Consider the following 17,798-nt stretch of genomic DNA (forward strand, 5'->3'; position numbering starts at 1 on the left):
TGCTGGTCAGGGGAATTGAGCGACCCGGCACATGCAGGGTCGGAAAACCGGTTCTCCAGCCCAGGAGTTTGGGCTGACGAAGTCTTGCGAAAAGCACATCCAGGCGGGTGAGCCGATCGCCGTCAAAGAATTTCCACCCGCCGGTCTGACCGGCGGGTGGAGGATTTTTTATTAAGCGACCAGATCGCGAAGAACGGTCTGCAGAATGCCGCCGTTGTTCATGTAGATCACCTCGTCCAGCGTATCGATGCGGCAGAGGATGTTGATTTCCTTCACCGAACCGTCGCCATAGGTGATCTTTGCGATCTTCCATTCGCGCGGCTTGATATCGCCTTCGAGACCGACGATCTCGACCGTCTCGTCACCCTTGAGGTCGAGCGAAGCCCAGGTCACGCCCTCTTCGAAGACGAAGGGAACGACGCCCATGCCGACCAGGTTGGAGCGGTGGATACGCTCGAACGACTGCGCGATGACGGCCTTGACGCCGAGCAGGTTGGTGCCCTTTGCAGCCCAGTCACGCGAGGAACCATTGCCGTATTCGACGCCGGCGAAGATGACCAGCGGCGTGCCTTCATCCTTGTACTTCATGGCCGCATCGTAAATCGACATCTCTTCCTTGGACGGATAGTGGATGGTGTAGCCACCTTCCTTGCCGTTCGGGCCGAGCATGTGGTTGCGGATGCGGATGTTGGCGAACGTGCCGCGCATCATGACTTCATGATTGCCGCGACGCGTGCCGTACTGGTTGAAGTCGGCAACGGCGACGCCGTTTTCCGAAAGGTAGGCACCGGCTGGCGAAGCAGCCTTGATCGAACCGGCCGGCGAGATGTGGTCGGTGGTGATCTTGTCGCCGAACAGACCCAGCACGCGTGCGCCGTGGATGTTCTTGAGACCGGTTCCCGTCTTGCCCATGCCGACGAAATACGGCGGGTTCTGCACATAGGTCGACTTGTCGTCCCATGCATAGGTGTCGCCATCAGGGATCTGGACTGCCTGCCAGTTCTCGTCGCCCTTGAACACGTCCGCATACTTGCTCTCGAACAGTTCGCGGGTGACGTATTTCTGGATGAACTCCTGGACTTCCTTCGAGGTCGGCCAGACGTCCTTGAGGAATACCGGCTGGCCATCGCTGCCGATGCCGAGCGGTTCCGTGGTCAGGTCCTTGCGCACCGAGCCGGCCAGCGCATAAGCGACGACGAGCGGCGGTGAAGCCAGGTAGTTGGCCTGGACGTCAGGCGAGATACGGCCTTCGAAGTTGCGGTTGCCGGAGAGAACGCCGGCAGCAATCAGGCCCTTGTCGTTGATCGTCTTGGAAATCGGCGCGGGCAGAGGACCGGAATTGCCGATGCAGGTCGTGCAGCCGAAGCCGACGAGGTTAAAGCCGATCGCATCGAGCGAATCCTGCAGGCCGGACTTGGCGAGATATTCGCCAACAACCTGCGATCCCGGTGCAAGCGACGTCTTTACCCACGGCTTGGACGTCAGACCCTTGGCGACTGCGTTGCGGGCGAGAAGGCCAGCCGCGATCAGCACCGACGGGTTGGATGTGTTGGTGCAGGACGTGATGGCGGCAATCGCCACATCGCCATGACCGAGATCGTAATCCGTGCCTTCAACCGGGTAGCGGTTTTCAAGCTGGCCCGGCTTCTTGTAGTCGGTGTCCATCGAGCCAGCGAAACCGGAGGCGATGTTCTCGAGCGAGATGCGACCTTCCGGACGCTTCGGGCCGGCCATCGACGGCACGACGTCGTTGAGGTCGAGTTCCAGCGTGTCGGTGAAGACCAGCTCGGCACCGTCGGTGTCGCGCCACATGCCCTGAGCCTTCGAATAGGCTTCGACGAGCGCGATGCGCTCCTTGGTGCGGCCGGACATGTGGAGGTAGCTGACGGTTTCGGCATCGACCGGGAAGAAGCCGCAAGTCGCTCCGTATTCCGGACCCATGTTACCGATCGTCGCGCGGTCTGCGACCGGCATGTTGTCCATGCCCGGGCCGAAGAATTCGACGAACTTGGAAACCACGCCCTTCTTGCGCAGCATCTGCACGACTGTCAGCACGAGGTCGGTCGCGGTAACGCCTTCCTTGAGCTTGCCGGTCAGCTTGAAGCCGATGACTTCAGGCAGAAGCATCGAGACCGGCTGGCCGAGCATCGAGGCTTCCGCTTCAATACCGCCGACGCCCCAACCGAGAACGCCGAGACCATTGATCATGGTCGTATGCGAATCGGTGCCGACGCAGGTGTCCGGATAAGCGACGGTTTCGCCGTCCTCTTCACTGGTCCAGACCGTCTGGCCGAGATATTCGAAGTTCACCTGGTGGCAGATGCCGGTGCCGGGCGGAACAACGCGGAAATTCTTGAACGCCTGCTGGCCCCACTTGAGGAAGCGGTAACGCTCGCCGTTGCGCTCGTATTCGAGCTCGACGTTGCGGGCAAAAGCAGTCGGCGTGCCGAATTCGTCGACGATGACCGAGTGGTCGATGACGAGATCGACCGGAACCAGCGGGTTGATCTTTTCAGGATCGCCGCCGAGTGCCTTGATGCCGTCGCGCATGGCTGCGAGATCGACGACTGCCGGAACGCCGGTGAAGTCCTGCATCAGCACGCGGGCTGGACGATAAGCGATCTCAGCCTCGGCCAGACCCTTGTTGTTGAGCCATTCGGCAACCGACAGGATCTGGTCCTTGGTAACGGACTTTCCGTCTTCGAAGCGCAACAGGTTTTCAAGCAGAACCTTCATCGAGAAGGGCAGCTTGGAAACGTCCGGCAGACCATTCTGCTCGGCTTTCGGAAGGCTGTAATAGACATAGTCCTTACCGCCTACGGTAAGGACGGAGCGACAATTGAAACTGTCGACAGATTTAGCCACGGATAAACCCCGCTGATGTAAGAGCCAACACGCGCGTGCGGACGCCTATGCACTTCATGCACATCAGGATGCGGGTACGACCATTTCCGCTGTCCGCACGAAAGGACTTTTGATGATCCTCAAGTTCGGCGCTAGATGAAAATCACGCCGGCCGCTGGCGTGTTGCGATGCTTATAGATAATTTCTAAGAAGCGTTCCAGACACTTTGACGCAGGTCGCCAAACATTTTTTGGCAGCGATGTGATCGAAGGCTTAATCCGGCCCGAAAAGGCATAGACCACATGCGGCTGATTGCCGAAAATCTGAGCGCCCGGCGCGGCGAAGATCTGATCTTCCAGGGCGTCTCCTTCGCACTGTCTGGCGGCGAAAGCCTTGTTCTGACGGGGAAAAACGGATCGGGCAAATCCACGCTCCTGCGCGTCGTGGCAGGCCTCCTGCGCCCCGAAAGCGGCACCGTCATCTGGCAGGCGGACACGGCCGACAAGGGCATGCGGGCAGCCGAAGCCTGTCACTACCTCGGCCACCGCAATGCCATGAAAACCGAGCTTTCGGTGCATGAGAACCTGACATTCTGGCAGCAGTTTCTCGGCCAGTCCCCGCACGGCAACTGTCTCTCGGTCGACGATGCGGCCGATGCGGTCGGGCTTTCCGACATCACCCATCTGCCCTTCGGATATCTTTCCGCCGGCCAGCAGCGCCGCATGGCATTTGCTAAGCTTCTCGTCTCCTTCCGGCCGGTCTGGATCCTCGACGAACCGACCGCAGCCCTCGATGTCAGTGCCGAACGTGTGTTCACCGGGCTCATCGAATCACATCTGCGAAATGGCGGCATGCTGATCGCCGCAACGCATCAGTCGCTCGGACTGGAGAACGCGCAGGAACTGAAGATGGCCGGCTTTACCGGTATCGCCGAGGAGGTCTGGTGATGACCGCTCTCCTTCTGCGCGACCTGAAGCTTTCCGTCCGTGCCGGCGGTGGCGCGTTGATCGGCGTCCTGTTCTTCATCACGGTTGTCGCCGTCATTCCCTTCGGCGTCGGTCCCGATCTCAACCTCCTGTCGCGAATCGGTCCGGCGATCGTCTGGATCGGAGCGCTTCTCTCCGCCCTGCTCGGCCTCGACCGGATGTTCCAGACCGACCGCGAGGATGGGTCGCTGGACCTGATCCTAATGCAGGAGCATCCGCTTGTTCTGACCGTGCTCGTCAAATGCCTGGCGCACTGGATCGGCAACGGCCTGCCGCTGGTCATCGCTTCGCCGCTGCTTGGCCTGTTCATGAACATGGACGAAGTGGCGATCGGCGCCACCATGCTGACGCTTCTGGTCGGCACGCCGGCCCTCACCTTCATCGGCGCCGTCGGTGCAGCGGTTGCGGTCACGCTGCCGCGCGGCGGGCTGCTTGTCTCGATCCTCGTCCTTCCGCTTGCCGTGCCGGTGCTGATCTTCGGGGTCAGCGCCTCCTATGCGGCGGTGGAGGATCCCGCTCCATTCCTGCCACCTTTTCTGATACTGGTGGCAATCACGATGTTTTTTGCAGTGCTTGGACCGCTTGGCGCGGCACTCGCTTTGCGAAACGCCGACGATTGATTAGATGGAACCTCTTCTCGTCCTGAAATAGAAAACCCAGATGTCCGAAAGCCTTGCCATCACCAAACTCAGCGATCTCGCCAACCCGACCCGGTTTCTCGGCCTGGCGTCGCGCCTCCTGCCTTGGCTGTCGGCGGTGACCGCGATTCTATTTGCAGCAGGCCTCTATCTGAGCTTTGCCGGCGAAGGCGACTATCAGCAGGGGCTGACGGTTCGCATCATGTATGTGCATGTGCCCGCGGCATGGCTTTCGATGATGTGCTACACGGTGATGGCGCTTTCGGCGATCGGCACGCTGGTCTGGCGCCATCCGCTGGCAGACGTTGCACACAAGACCGCCGCCCCGCTCGGCGCCGCCTTCACGCTGATCGCGCTTGCCACCGGCTCTCTCTGGGGCAAGCCGATGTGGGGAACATGGTGGGTCTGGGATGCCCGCCTCACTTCCGTCTTCGTGCTGTTCCTGATGTATCTCGGCCTGATCGCGCTCAACCGCGCCATGAATGATCCGGGCAAAGCCGCCCGCCTTTGCGCCATCCTCATCCTCGTCGGCTTCGTCAACATTCCGATCATCAAGTTCTCGGTCGACTGGTGGAACACGCTGCATCAGCCGGCAAGCGTCATTCGCATGGGCGGATCGAGCATCGACGCATCGTTCCTGCGGCCGCTGCTTGTGATGGCACTGGCCTTCACGATGCTGTTCTTCACGCTGCACATCGCCGCCATGCGCAACGAGATCTGGCGCCGCCGCGTCTCCGCGCAGCGCCGGATGGCAGCAAGAATGGCCGGCGACAAGCCAGGCCTGACGACTGAGAAGAGCACCTGACATGAGCCACACATTCTATATCGCCATGTCCTATGGAATTGCCGGCCTCATCTCGCTCTGTCTGATCGCCTGGGTCTGGCTCGATGGCCGCGCCCGCCGCCGGGAACTTGCGCAGCTCGAAGCAGCCGGCATCCGCCGCCGCTCGGCAACGGCGCCGGCCAAGGCGCCGGAAGGTGGCAAGGCATGAGCGCCGAACCCTCATCCTCGCAGGACATCCCGCCGAAGCGCCGCAGTCTCACCCGTTACGCCTTCGCGCTGATCCCGCTGCTTGCCTTCGCAGGCTTTGCCGCAGTCGCCGGCAAGATGCTCTACGATCAGGATGTCAACGGACGCGACATCTCCGCCATTCCGTCAGCCCTGATCGGCAAGAAAGCACCATCCCTGGCGCTGCCGCCTCTCGAAGGGTCCCGGACGCAAGCGCTGACCTCCTCTGCCATTTCAGGCAAGCTGACGCTGGTCAATGTTTTCGCGTCCTGGTGTGTCCCCTGCCGGCAGGAACATCCGATCCTGAAGCAACTGGCAGAAGACAACAGGCTCACCATCGTCGGCATCAACTACAAGGACCGCAACGACAACGCGCTGCGCTTCCTCGGCGAACTCGGCAACCCCTACAAGGCGATCGGCATCGATCCGAACGGCAAGTCCGCGATCGACTGGGGCGTCTACGGCATTCCGGAAAGCTATCTGGTCGGCCCCGATGGCACGATCCTCTACAAGAAGGTCGGCCCCTTCGACACCCGCAGCGTCACCCAGGATCTGCTACCGGCAATCGCGAAAGCGGCAGCGGGAAAAGGCTGAGCCGCCGCTTGCTGATTCCAGACCTTGCTCAACGCCTCACAGCGCGTTTTGCCAAACCTTGATGGCATCCACCGGCCAGACCAGCATCAGCACATTCAGTGTCAGGTTGTCGCGGATCAGCCAGCCGGTGAAGAGTTCGAAGAACAGGGCGATGCACACCGTGAGCCAGACGGGCGCACGCGCGGCAAAAAGGAAGCCGAGCGCCATGAACACCGTGTCCATCGCCGAGTTGATGATGCTGTCGCCCGAATAGCCAAGCGCCATCGTCGCGGTCCGGTAGCGGTCGATGATAACAGGCGAATTCTCGGCGATCTCCCACGCGGCCTCGATGAGGACAGCGAGCGAGAACCGGGCCGGCACCGACGCACGGCGCAGGATCAGCCATCCGAGCCCGTAGAACAGAAAACCATGGATGATGTGGGACGGCACATACCAGTCGCCCAGATGCTGCGAATTGCCCGACGAATTCACCTCGGGCTCGAACAGTTTGATATAGCCGCATTCGCAGATCGGAACGCGGCCCATCGCGTAGAGAATGGCGATCTGCGCCACAAACAGGACCAGTGCTGCGAGAAGCCAGCGTCGTCCGGATGAACCGCTTGAGGGCAGCACCCCGGCAGTCACACCTCGGAACCTGATTTCGGCTCTTCGACGGAGTGGCGCATGATCAGCGGCATCTGCGAGAGGGTGAACAGGATGGTGATCGGCATCGTGCCCCAGACCTTGAAGTTGACCCAGGCCTCGTCGGAGAAATTGCGCCAGACCACTTCGTTGAGCACGGCGAGAAACAGGAAGAAGATCCCCCAGCGCAGGGTGAGCTTTCTCCAGCCCTCTTCATTCAGGCTGAAGGCGGCATTGAAGACATAGCCGAGCAGCGACTTGCCGAAGAAAAGCCCGCCGAGCAGCACCACGCCGAACAGCGTGTTGACGATGGTCGGCTTCATCTTGATGAAGGTTTCGTCCTGCAGCCAGATCGACAGCGACCCGAACACCATGACGACCACGCCCGACACGAAGGGCATGACCGGCAGATGCTTGAAGACGATCTTGGAGATCACCAGCGAGATCACCGTGGCGACCATGAACAGCGCGGTTGCCACCAGAAGCGGGCCGCCGACGGCCGAAAGCGCCGGGAATTTCTGCACCAGCCATTCGCCGCGCAGGTTGCCGAAGAAGAACACCAGGAGCGGCCCGAGCTCCAGCGCCATTTTCAGGCCCGGATGCTGCTTTTCTTCCTTGGTCGGCTTGGTGTCGCTTTCAATCGTCTGCATGGGGTCCAACTTTAAAGCCAGTAATTGCCTGGAGCAAATTCGTTTCTGTGTGTCATCAATGGGGCGCGGGCGCCAGCCCGGCGATCGCTTCGGCGAAATCCTTGGCCTCGAAAGGCTCAAGATCGTCGACCCCTTCGCCGACACCGACGAAATAGACCGGCAGCTTGTGCTTGGCGGCGATCGCGACAAGGATACCGCCGCGCGCAGTGCCGTCGAGCTTGGTCATGATCAGACCGCTGACGCCGGCGATATTGCGGAAGATCTCGACCTGGTTCATCGCGTTCTGGCCGGTCGTCGCATCGAGCGTCTGCAGCACCGTATGCGGCGCGTCCGGATCGAGCTTGTTCAGCACCCGCACGATCTTTTCGAGTTCCGCCATCAACTCGGTCTTGTTCTGCAACCGGCCTGCGGTGTCGATGATCAGCACATCCGACTTGTTGGCGCGCGCCTGCTCGAAAGCGTCATAGGCAAGGCCTGCCGCATCGGCGCCGAGCTTGGTGCCGATAAACTGCGATCCCGTCCGATCGGCCCAGATCTTCAGCTGCTCGATGGCAGCGGCACGGAACGTATCCCCGGCGGCCAGCATCACCTTCAGCCCGGAGCCCGAAAGTTTCGCCGCAAGCTTGCCGATCGTCGTCGTCTTGCCGGTGCCGTTGACGCCGACGACGAGAATGACATGCGGCTTGTGGCTGAGATCGAGCTGCAACGGCTTGGCGACCGGCGTCAGCACCTTGGTGATCTCCGCCGACATGATGCGCGACACATCCTCGCCGGTCACGTCCTTGCCGTAGCGTTCGGAAGACAGCGTGCCGGTGATCCGCATTGCGGTCTCGACGCCGAGATCGGCCTGGATCAACAGATCCTCGAGATCCTCGAGCGTCTGGTCGTCCAGCTTGCGCTTGGTAAACAGCGCCGCGATCTGGCCGGTCAGCTGCGACGAGGTCCGCGACAGGCCTTCGCGCAGACGCTGGAACCAGGTGAGTTTGGCAGGCGGCACGATGGTGACCGTCTCCGGTGCCGCACTGGCGGTGGAAAAGCCCCTGGGCAGAACCGGCGCCTCGATCGGGGCGGACGTGACGTCTGCCGCCGCTTCGGCTTCGAGCAAGGACAACGGCACGATGCCGAGTTCGGAGGTTTCCTCGACACCCGGGAGAATGGCAGCGTCGTTCTCGGTGGCAGCCTCGGAAACCGGCTCGTCGACGTCAGCCATGTCGGCCGGCGCATCCGACACCGGACCGCCGGCGGTCTCGATCTCGATCGCGGCAACCGGATCGACAGCTGCAACGGGCAGGTCTTCCGAGCGCGTCTTGGGTTCAAGCTCCGCCTGAACGGCATCCGCTTCGCTGATCGGTGCCGGAGCACGATCTTCGACCTGCTGTTCGGGGGGGACGTCGCCGAAGGTGAAGACGCGTTTGATGAAACTCAGTGCCATAAGAAATCCGTTCCGGTCAGGCCGCCCGCTCTGTGGCGGGAGCGGCCATGACCCGCATGTCGAGATGTTTGCCGTTATGGCCAGTTATCATAATGCGCTGGACGTTCCGGGGAACCAGCCCCGGCACGGCGACCAGCGAAAAGTTTTCGGTATGCGCCAGGCCGTTGTTTTCAACGATGACGATCTGTTCGGTCCCCACCATGCGGTCGAGATGGGCTTTATGCAACGCCTCACCCGTTGCGCGAAGCCGTGCTGCGCGCTCCTTGACCAGTGCCCGGTCGAGCTGCGGCATCCGCGCGGCCGGCGTTCCGGGACGCGGGCTATAGGGGAAAACATGCAGGAAGGAAATGCCGGCGTCTCGCGCAAGCGTCGCCGAATTTTCAAACATCTCTTCCGTCTCGGTCGGAAATCCGGCGATCATGTCGGCGCCGAATGCGATCTCGGGCCGCAGCCGGCGGGCCTGTTCGATAAAGGCGAAGGCTTCGCGGCGACTGTGGCGGCGTTTCATCCGCTTGAGGATCATGTCGTCGCCATGCTGCAGCGAGAGGTGCAGATGCGGCATGAAGCGCGGCTCGTCGGCGATCAGATCCCAGAGGTGATTGTCCGCCTCGATACTGTCGATCGAAGACAACCGCAGCCGCAGGATATCAGGCACCTGCCTCAGAAGCGTCTTCGCAAGAAGCCCGAGGGTCGGCTGGCCGGGAAGGTCGCCGCCGTAGCTGGTGGCATCGACGCCGGTCAGCACGATCTCGCGATACCCGCTTTCGGTTAGCCTGCGCGCCTGTTCGACGACCGCGCCCATCGGCACCGAACGGGAATTGCCGCGACCGTATGGAATGATGCAGAAGGTGCAGCGGTGATCGCAGCCGTTCTGGACCTGGATGAAGGCCCTCACGTGACCGTCGATATGACGGATCATCTGCGGCGCCGTCGCCTTGATGCTCATGATGTCGTTGACGCGCAGCTTTTCTTCCGACGACACGCCGAAATCCGGCAGCGCGCGATAGGATTGGCTCTTCAGCTTTTCCTCGTTGCCGAGCACCATGTCCACTTCGGGCATGTCGGCAAACGTCTGCTTCTCGGTCTGGGCGGCGCAACCCGTCACAACGATCCGGGCATGCGGATTGTCACGACGCACGCGACGGATCGTCTGGCGGGCCTGGCGCACCGCTTCCGAGGTCACAGCACAGGTATTCACCAGCACGGCATTGTTGAGCCCGGCCTTTTCGGCCTCCGCCCGCATCACTTCCGATTCGTAGGTGTTCAGCCGACAGCCAAAGGTGATGACCTCGACGCCACTCAATGGACCTGCGCCCCTTGGTGAGCGCCCTGTCCCAATTCCTCGTCGCGCAAAAATTCACCGCTGACCGGATCGACCTTGCCGGACCATTCCCATTCCGCAGGGCCGGTCATCACCACGTGATCGTCTTCACGCCACTCGATGACGAGCGGCTGCCGGGTGGGCGCCGAGGCAACGTCGATGGTCACGGTGCGACCCGTGCGGCCGGTGCGCGCCGCCGAAACACCCGCGGCACAGGCGGCGGAGCCGCACGCAAGCGTCAGCCCCGCGCCGCGTTCCCATGTCCGGGTGCGCAGCGACGTTTCCGATGTCACCTGCGCCAGCGTGATATTTGCCTTTTCCGGAAAGATCGGATGGTTTTCGAGAAGCGGTCCGAACCGTTCCAGATCGAAATCCATCGGGTCGCGATCAACCCAGAAGATCGCATGCGGATTGCCGATCGCCATTGCAGACGGCGAATGCAGGATCGGCGCATCGATCGGGCCGATCTGCAGCTCGATCCGGCTGGTATCGTAGAATTCTTCAGACAACGGGATCTTGTCCCAGGCAAAGGCCGGCTTGCCCATATCGACCGAGATCGTGCCATCCTCGTGCTCACGGGCATTGAGGATGCCGGCAACCGTCTGGAAGGTGAAAACCTTGCGGCCGGTCTCGGAGCTCAAGGCTTGCACAACGCAGCGCGTGCCATTGCCGCAGGCCTGGGCCTTGCTGCCGTCGCAGTTCAGGATGTCGATAAACGCGTCGGTACCCGCTATCTTCGGATCGTGGATCGCCATGATCTGGTCGAACTGGGTCGCAGCATCAGCGTTGAGCGCAACGGCTGCTTCCGGCGTGACCTTGTCGGCGCGACCGCGCATGTCGATGACCAGGATCTTGTTGCCAAGCCCGTTCATGCGCGCAAATTCGACCTGTTCTGCCATGATTGCCAACCCGTGCGGTAAATTACCGGTCATCGGCCGTATATGGCGGAAATCGCCACGAATTGCCAGTAGCGCGCGCAACTTGTGCGGCGAGCGCCATTCTCCGATCCTGTCATCCGAAGATCTGGTCGACCAGCGCATGCACCCGGCGGAACGCCGCCCTGGCGCCTTCTGCTGCCTCGAGTTCCTCTGCCTCGGTCAGCAGAAGCTCGTTATAGGCCGAAACGAAGTTGCGCCAGTGCAGGCCGCGGCCGTCCGTGTGGCCGGCCAGATGCCGCGCGCCGAAATCGTCCGACAACCCGAGCTTGGCCGCTTCCTTGCGCAGGAAGGCTGCACCGAGATTGGAGCCTTCGGCGACATAGAGCCAGCCGAGCGCGGTCGCAGGGTTCAGGGGGCCGGTCGTTGATCCCAGCTGTTCCGGCACGCCGCCGAGATCCGCGATGTCGTGGCGAAGCGCTTCCAACCGGCAACGCTCGGCAAGGCCGGGCAGCAGCCGGTTGAGTTCGGCGGCCGCGTAGAGCGGCGCGACATCGGCGTGGAACCGATGCTGCACGTCGAGAAACAAGGCATAGCGCTCGCGATTGGCGAATGGCTCCGCCCGCATGATCCGCTTGTCGAGCGTATCATGCGTACCCGCTGTCTGCGCCTTGAGGCGCTGGATGCGGGTAGCGTCCGTCAGGCGGTCCAGTTCGATCTGCATATCTTGCCCCAACTACTCATGTTTCCGCATCAAGCAAACTGTGGAGCGGCTCGTCAAGCTCCGTCACGCCGGAACGTCGAAAACCTCACCTGCCCGCATCGGCCGGAATCGTTCACGCGCAATACCACGACTGTCGAGCGCCGCAAACAGCGCCTCGACCGGCTGGTCGATGCCCTCGTCCGTCAGCTTGACCGTGCCCCAGTGATGCCCGGCCACGAAGGAGGCGCCACAAAGCTGCATCCCTTCGACGGCTTCCTGCGGATCCTGATGCTGCGCCTTCATGAACCAGCGCGGCTCATAGGCGCCGAACGGCAGGTTCGCGAGGCGGAACGGACCATGCTTGCGGCCCGCGGCGCGATAGTTGACGCCCTCGTGAAAGCCGGTATCGCCCACATGATAGACCTTGCCGGCCGGCGTTTCAAACACGAAGGCCGCCCACAATGCCTTGCGCCTGTCGCCGAGCCCCCGCGCCGACCAGTGATGGCAGGGCTCGCAGTGAAACACGACGCCGGGCGCGACAGTCTCGCTGCCGCCCCAGTCCATGACCGTGATCTTCGCATCCGGCACCTTGGAGCGGATGATCGCATCATTGCCGAGCGGTGTGATGAAATGCGGCTTGTCGCGGCCCTCAAGCACCCACAGCGTCTCGAGATCCATGTGGTCGTAGTGATTGTGGGTAACGAGCACGATATCGATCGGCGGCAGATCACCGATGCGGATACCCGGCGGATTGACCCGCTTCGGCCCCGCGAAGGAAACAGGGCTTGCACGCTCCGACCAGACCGGATCGGTCAGGATATTCACACCCGCAACCTGGATCAGCAGCGACGCATGGCCGACCATGGTGACGACAAGACGATTGCCGGTCACGCGCGTCTCCGGCATGGCCTGCGGAAACGGGCTGGCAAACGTGTCCGGCCAGGGAATATTGCCGTTGCCGAACTTCCAGCGCAGGAGATCGAGAGTTCCGCGCGGCTCCTCTCCGCCGGGATTGAAGAAATGCGTTCCGTCGAAGTGATCGGACACCGGCCCGGAATAATAGCTGTTGGCTGCCATGGCACCTCGTGCGGTCAACCCGCCGGCAAGGGCCACCACTGCGCCGATCCCGGACCATTTGAGAAAATTGCGACGTTTCATGAGGTCTGTTCGATCACCAGGGTTTGCAAGAGCTGCGCCATCAAGGCCACCTCTATCTAGGTTCGCATATATCCCCTATAGAATACGGCAATTCGTGCACGGGCGGAAGCTTGCGGCAACATCAGATCTCCGGCATCTCGTCAGCGGACGCCCTCGCCCGCGGCAAAACCCCGGCGCGCCTTGACTTCCACCCCCAGTTCCTGTTTAAGCCCGCCAATCTGCTGACAAGTCCGAGAACTTGGAGCCGCCGACCGGGAGCCGAACTATTCGGAAACCCGGAGGTCAACACCCGACAGCGCGTGGCGCCCTCGGGTGCTATTTGGCTTTGCGTACTCCTTGGTGCCTTGTATTTGCCGGCGAAAGAACCGACGTTTTTGGGCACCCGGAAACGAAGAAGGAATACACGATGTTCGAAAACCTCCAGGACCGTCTTGGCTCCATTCTGAATGGACTGACCGGCCGTGGCGCATTGAGCGAAGCGGACGTATCCGCCGCCCTGCGCGAGGTTCGCCGTGCGCTTCTGGAAGCCGACGTGGCGCTGGAAGTGGTGCGCGCCTTTACCGACAAGGTTCGTGAAAAGGCCGTCGGCGCCGAGGTTCTAAAATCGATCAAGCCCGGCCAGATGGTCGTCAAGATCGTCCATGACGAGCTGGTCGAAATGCTCGGGACCGAGGGCGTCGGCATCAGCCTGCATGCCGCGGCCCCTGTTGTCATCATGATGGTCGGTCTGCAGGGTTCAGGTAAAACCACGACCACAGGCAAGATCGCCAAGCGGTTAACCGACCGCGAAAAGAAAAAGGTGCTGATGGCGTCGCTCGATACGCGACGTCCGGCAGCTCAGGAACAGTTGCGCCAGCTTGGCGCCCAGACCGGCGTCGATACGCTGCCGGTCATTGCCGGCCAGTCGCCGACCGATATCGCCGCGCGCGCCGTCCAGGCGGCCAAGCTCGGCGGCCATGACGTCGTCATCCTCGACACCGCCGGCCGCACGCATATCGACGAACCGCTGATGGCCGAAATGGCGGAAATCAAGCGGAAGTCCAACCCGCATGAAATCCTGCTGGTGGCCGACAGCCTGACCGGCCAGGACGCCGTCAACCTGGCGCGCAATTTCGACGAACGCGTCGGCATTACCGGCCTCGTTCTGACCCGCATGGATGGCGATGGCCGCGGCGGTGCAGCGCTTTCGATGCGCGCTGTCACCGGAAAGCCGATCAAGCTGATCGGTGTCGGCGAACGGATGAACGAACTCGAAGAGTTCCATCCCCGCCGCATCGCCGACCGTATTCTCGGCATGGGCGACATCGTCAGCCTGGTCGAAAAGGCAGCCGAAAACATCGACGCGGAAAAAGCCGCGGCGATGGCCAAGAAGATGCAGTCGGGCAAGTTCGACCTGAACGACCTTGCCGACCAGCTGCGCCAGATGAAATCGCTCGGCGGCATGGGCGGCATCATGGGAATGATGCCCGGCATGGCCGGCATGAAGGACAAGCTTGCCGCATCCGGCATGAGCGACAAGATGTTCGACCGCCAGATCGCCATCATCGGCTCGATGACGAAGGCCGAACGCGCCAACCCGGATATGCTGAAGCACTCCCGCAAGAAACGCATCGCAGCCGGCTCCGGCACGGACGCGTCCGAAATCAACAAGCTGCTGAAAATGCACCGCCAGATGGCCGACATGATGAAAATGATGGGCGGCAAGGGCAAGGGCGGCATGATGAAGCAGATGATGGGCGGCCTTGCCGGCAAGATGGGTCTTGGTGGCATGGGTGGCGGCATGGGTGGAATGGGCGGCATGCCCGATCTTTCGAAGCTCGATCCCAAGCAGCTGGAAGCCCTGCAGAAGCAGGCCGAAGCTGCCGGCATGAAGCCTGGCTCGATGCCGGGTCTCGGTGGCGGAATGCCGGGCCTCGGCGGAGGAAAGCTCCCCGGCCTCGGCGGTTTCCCGGGTCTGCCCGGCCTGCCTGGCAAGAAGAAGTGAGGGGAGCACACGATGGTTGACCCTGAAATCAACGCAAAGCTTTCGAGCTACCGCCAGTCGATCGACAATATCGATGCGGCACTGGTGCATATGCTGGCGGAACGCTTTCGCTGCACCAAGGAAGTGGGCGTCCTCAAAGCCCAATACGATTTGCCGCCGGCAGACCCGGCGCGCGAGGAATACCAGATCGAACGCCTTCGCCGTCTGGCGGACGACGCTCATCTGGATCCGGATTTCGCCGAGAAGTTCCTGAACTTCGTCATCAAGGAAGTCATCCGGCATCATGAAGCCATCGCCGCCGAACACGGCGGTAAGGAAACTGCTTAAACAATAACGACACGGCCCGCCGGGACGGCGGCCCAGACAAACCTAGGAGTGAATACAATGCCCTTGAAGATCCGTCTTGCCCGTGGTGGCTCGAAGAAGCGTCCTTACTACACGATCGTCGTTGCTGACGCCCGTTCGCCGCGTGACGGCCGCTTCCTGGAAAAGGTCGGTTCGTGGAACCCGATGCTTGCCAAGGACGACGCAAAGCGCGTTGAAGTCAACGTAGAGCGCGTTCAGCATTGGCTCGACAACGGCGCACAGCCGACCGACCGCGTTCTGCGCTTCCTGGCAGAAGCCGGCGTTGGCCAGCGCGATGCCAAGAGCAACCCGGAAAAGGCGAAGCCGGGCAAGAAGGCTCAGGAACGCACTGCCGAGCGCGCAAAGAAGATCGAAGACGCCAAGGCAGCTGCTGCCGCGGAATAAGATCTGCTTCTTTTGCTTCGACGGGTGGTGCGGCAACGCACCGCCCGTTTTGCTGTTTTCATTCCGCCGAGACTGTTTTCATTTCACTGTGTTGCGCTTAAATGGGCGCGAAGAAACCGGAGCCTTCCCGCATGACCAAGCTCGAAAACCCAGTTCTGATGGCAACGATCGGCGCTGCCCAGGGCCTGCGGGGCGAGGTGCGGGTGAAATCCTTTACCGAGGACCCGACGGCGCTCGGCGACTACGGCAACCTTTACACCGCCGACGGCCGCGTCTTCGAGATCCTCGATATCCGCGAAGCGAAAACAGTCGTCATCGTCCGCTTCCGCGGCATCAACAGCCGCGAGGATGCAGAAGCGCTGAACGGCATCGAGCTGTTCGTCGACCGTGACAACCTGCCGGACGAGGAACTGGACGACGACGAATTCTACTACGCCGACCTAGAGGGCCTGGAAGCGGTCGACAAGGACGGCAAGAGCTTTGGCACGGTCAGCGCCGTGTTCGATTTCGGCGCGGGCGACCTTCTGGAGCTGAAAGGCCCCGGCCGTCGTCCGTCGCTCATTCCGTTTACCGAGGCAGCCGTTCTGGAGATCGATCTCGAAGGCGGCAAGATCCTGATTGATCCCGAAGCCGCAGGCCTCATCGAAAACCCGGACGAAGACGGCGCGAACTCGAATTTTCCGCGTAAGGACAAGTGACCGCGATGCCGTTTCGCGCCACGGTGCTCACCCTCTATCCGGAAATGTTTCCCGGCCATCTCGGCTTTTCCCTCTCCGGAAAAGCGATGGAACGCGGGCAGTGGTCGCTTGAGGCGATGCAGATCCGTGATTTCGCCGAGGACAAGCACCGCACCGTGGACGACACGCCGGCCGGCGGCGGCGCCGGCATGGTGCTGCGGGCGGATATTCTCGGCAAGGCGATCGATTCCCTCGCAGATGACAGCCGCCCCCGCCTGCTGATGAGCCCGCGCGGAAAGCCGCTCAGCCAGAAGCGCGTTCGCGAGCTTGGCGATGGCGAGGGCGTGGTGATCGTCTGCGGACGTTTCGAAGGCGTCGACCAGCGGGTGATCGATGCACGCCAGCTCGAGGAAGTGTCGATCGGCGACTATATCCTTTCGGGCGGCGAGCCGGCAGCCCTGACCCTGCTCGATAGCGTCGTGCGCATTCTGCCGGGCGTGATGGGCAATGCCCTGTCCGGCACCCACGAAAGCTTCGAGCACGGCCTGCTCGAACATCCGCATTATACCCGCCCACAGGTCTTCGAAGACCGGGAAATCCCCGCTATTCTGACCTCCGGCAACCATGCCGCGATCAAGAAATGGCGGCTCGAACAGTCGCTGCGGCTTACTCGGGAACGCCGCCCGGACCTGCTGAACGAGAGCTAGCCGGTGACGAAATAGTAGACGGTGAGGCCTGCGCCGACCGCCACCACGCACCAGCGCAGCACTGCCTGCGGAACGCGCCGTGCGAGCCACACGCCGCAATAGCCGCCAAGCGCGCCGGCCGGCATCATGATGATCGTTTCCGGCCAGGCAATCACGCCGCCGCCGACAAAGACGACGATCGCGACGCCGGCAATCAGCGCCGCCAGCATGTTCTTCAGCGCGTTGAGATGGTGATAGCTGCCGCCGGTCGTCATACCCAGCACCGCCAGCATCATGATCCCCATTCCGGCCCCGAAGAACCCACCATAGATCGATGTCAGGAACTGACCGATGACCGAAAGCGGCGAGTTGGCAGGGCGCTCGGACGAGGCTTTCGGCTTAAGCCATGGGCCTGCCGCAAACACGGCGGTCGCGGCGCCCAGGAGCCACGGCACGACCTGGCGAAACGCGTCATTGTCGAGCGCCAGCAGGATCAGCGCTCCCAAAATCGAGCCGATGACGGAGACGATTGCGAGCGCCAAAGCACTTCGCCAGTGGCTGGCAATCTCGCGGCGATAGGCAAGCGTCGAGGTGACATAGCCCGGAAACTGCACGATCGACGATGTTGCATTGGCCGAGATCGGCGGCACGCCGGCAAGCGTCAAGGCGCCGAAGACGAGAAACGTCCCGCCGCCGGCAATCGCGTTGGCGGCGCCCGAGAAAAAGCCGGCAGCGGCCAACAGCACCACCATGGTGATCGACATGAATCCTCCCGAATTCTTTTCGGTCAGCCTTTAGACCTGCTATAGAGAGGCAGCAAGCGGCGAAAACGCCACCGATCGCCACAAAATTGCGGCATGCCCGATGACA

General features: G+C 61.9%; 19 protein-coding genes. 10 read left to right on the plus strand and 9 right to left on the minus strand.

The annotated features are described in order from the left end of the window. Positions 1-171: 171 nt before the first annotated feature. Positions 172-2,865 carry an aconitate hydratase AcnA gene (acnA, locus tag ACQY1K_RS15745; RefSeq protein ID WP_062462356.1) on the minus strand — a complete coding sequence of 898 codons (2,694 nt, stop codon included), beginning with the start codon at positions 2,863-2,865 and terminating at the stop codon, positions 172-174. A 281-nt stretch (positions 2,866-3,146) separates the two neighbouring features. Between acnA and ccmA the strand changes: the two genes are divergently transcribed. Genes ccmA through ACQY1K_RS15770 form a run of 5 tightly spaced genes read left to right on the plus strand, consistent with a single transcriptional unit; the run spans position 3,147 to position 6,071 of the window. After that, positions 3,147-3,791: a heme ABC exporter ATP-binding protein CcmA gene (ccmA, locus tag ACQY1K_RS15750; protein ID WP_430257820.1), complete on the plus strand. Its 645-nt coding sequence runs from the start codon at positions 3,147-3,149 to the stop codon at positions 3,789-3,791. Then, on the plus strand, positions 3,791-4,450 hold the full coding sequence (gene ccmB, locus ACQY1K_RS15755; RefSeq protein WP_430257821.1) for a heme exporter protein CcmB: 660 nt from the start codon (positions 3,791-3,793) through the stop codon (positions 4,448-4,450). Before ccmA ends, ccmB begins: the two co-directional genes overlap by 1 nt. 40 nt (positions 4,451-4,490) lie before the next feature. After that, positions 4,491-5,273, plus strand: a complete 783-nt coding sequence (locus tag ACQY1K_RS15760; RefSeq protein WP_430257823.1) for a heme ABC transporter permease — start codon at positions 4,491-4,493, stop codon at positions 5,271-5,273. A gap of 1 nt (position 5,274) precedes the next feature. Continuing rightward, positions 5,275-5,460, plus strand: coding sequence for a heme exporter protein CcmD (gene ccmD, locus ACQY1K_RS15765; protein WP_174197157.1), 186 nt, complete (start codon positions 5,275-5,277; stop codon positions 5,458-5,460). Beyond that, complete coding sequence (locus ACQY1K_RS15770) at positions 5,457-6,071, plus strand: DsbE family thiol:disulfide interchange protein (protein ID WP_430257824.1); 615 nt, start codon at positions 5,457-5,459, stop codon at positions 6,069-6,071. The genes ccmD and ACQY1K_RS15770 overlap by 4 nt, the downstream gene beginning before the upstream one ends. 36 nt (positions 6,072-6,107) lie before the next feature. On the opposite strand, the gene ACQY1K_RS15775 is transcribed toward ACQY1K_RS15770, so the two are convergent. The 7 genes from ACQY1K_RS15775 to ACQY1K_RS15805 form a co-directional block, all read right to left on the minus strand. Next, the gene (locus ACQY1K_RS15775) at positions 6,108-6,683 is read right to left on the minus strand and encodes a DUF2585 domain-containing protein (RefSeq protein WP_430259043.1); all 576 of its coding nucleotides are present in this window, start codon (positions 6,681-6,683) and stop codon (positions 6,108-6,110) included. An 8-nt stretch (positions 6,684-6,691) separates the two neighbouring features. Further along, positions 6,692-7,342: a septation protein A gene (locus ACQY1K_RS15780; RefSeq protein WP_062462334.1), complete on the minus strand. Its 651-nt coding sequence runs from the start codon at positions 7,340-7,342 to the stop codon at positions 6,692-6,694. 55 nt (positions 7,343-7,397) lie between these two features. Beyond that, complete coding sequence (gene ftsY / locus ACQY1K_RS15785; protein ID WP_092659275.1) at positions 7,398-8,774, minus strand: signal recognition particle-docking protein FtsY; 1,377 nt, start codon at positions 8,772-8,774, stop codon at positions 7,398-7,400. Positions 8,775-8,790: 16 nt separating this feature from the next. Then, positions 8,791-10,077, minus strand: coding sequence for a tRNA (N(6)-L-threonylcarbamoyladenosine(37)-C(2))-methylthiotransferase MtaB (mtaB, locus tag ACQY1K_RS15790; protein ID WP_430257825.1), 1,287 nt, complete (start codon positions 10,075-10,077; stop codon positions 8,791-8,793). Continuing rightward, positions 10,074-10,994 carry a diaminopimelate epimerase gene (gene dapF, locus ACQY1K_RS15795; RefSeq protein WP_113111882.1) on the minus strand — a complete coding sequence of 307 codons (921 nt, stop codon included), beginning with the start codon at positions 10,992-10,994 and terminating at the stop codon, positions 10,074-10,076. The genes mtaB and dapF overlap by 4 nt, the downstream gene beginning before the upstream one ends. Before the next feature lie 112 nt (positions 10,995-11,106). Then, entirely contained in the window at positions 11,107-11,694 is a 588-nt protein-coding gene (locus ACQY1K_RS15800; RefSeq protein WP_092659269.1) for a biliverdin-producing heme oxygenase, read from the minus strand. A 63-nt stretch (positions 11,695-11,757) separates the two neighbouring features. After that, positions 11,758-12,831 carry an MBL fold metallo-hydrolase gene (locus tag ACQY1K_RS15805; protein WP_430257826.1) on the minus strand — a complete coding sequence of 358 codons (1,074 nt, stop codon included), beginning with the start codon at positions 12,829-12,831 and terminating at the stop codon, positions 11,758-11,760. 406 nt (positions 12,832-13,237) lie between these two features. Between ACQY1K_RS15805 and ffh the strand changes: the two genes are divergently transcribed. The 5 genes from ffh to trmD all read left to right on the plus strand — a co-directional run bounded on the left by ffh (position 13,238) and on the right by trmD (position 16,949). Then, on the plus strand, positions 13,238-14,815 hold the full coding sequence (gene ffh / locus ACQY1K_RS15810) for a signal recognition particle protein (protein WP_192085670.1): 1,578 nt from the start codon (positions 13,238-13,240) through the stop codon (positions 14,813-14,815). Between the two features lie 12 nt (positions 14,816-14,827). Next, positions 14,828-15,142, plus strand: coding sequence for a chorismate mutase (locus tag ACQY1K_RS15815; protein ID WP_430257827.1), 315 nt, complete (start codon positions 14,828-14,830; stop codon positions 15,140-15,142). Positions 15,143-15,199: 57 nt separating this feature from the next. Next, positions 15,200-15,565 carry a 30S ribosomal protein S16 gene (gene rpsP, locus ACQY1K_RS15820; protein WP_062462306.1) on the plus strand — a complete coding sequence of 122 codons (366 nt, stop codon included), beginning with the start codon at positions 15,200-15,202 and terminating at the stop codon, positions 15,563-15,565. A 131-nt stretch (positions 15,566-15,696) separates the two neighbouring features. After that, positions 15,697-16,263, plus strand: a complete 567-nt coding sequence (rimM, locus tag ACQY1K_RS15825; protein WP_092660924.1) for a ribosome maturation factor RimM — start codon at positions 15,697-15,699, stop codon at positions 16,261-16,263. Between the two features lie 5 nt (positions 16,264-16,268). Continuing rightward, the gene (trmD, locus tag ACQY1K_RS15830) at positions 16,269-16,949 is read left to right on the plus strand and encodes a tRNA (guanosine(37)-N1)-methyltransferase TrmD (protein ID WP_430257828.1); all 681 of its coding nucleotides are present in this window, start codon (positions 16,269-16,271) and stop codon (positions 16,947-16,949) included. On the opposite strand, the gene ACQY1K_RS15835 is transcribed toward trmD, so the two are convergent. Then, positions 16,946-17,692, minus strand: a complete 747-nt coding sequence (locus ACQY1K_RS15835) for a sulfite exporter TauE/SafE family protein (protein WP_062462303.1) — start codon at positions 17,690-17,692, stop codon at positions 16,946-16,948. The genes trmD and ACQY1K_RS15835 overlap by 4 nt on opposite strands. Positions 17,693-17,798: the final 106 nt, after the last annotated feature.

This window comes from Neorhizobium sp. IRS_2294 (assembly GCF_050500145.1).
Taxonomy (GTDB): Bacteria; Pseudomonadota; Alphaproteobacteria; order Rhizobiales; family Rhizobiaceae; genus Neorhizobium; species Neorhizobium soli.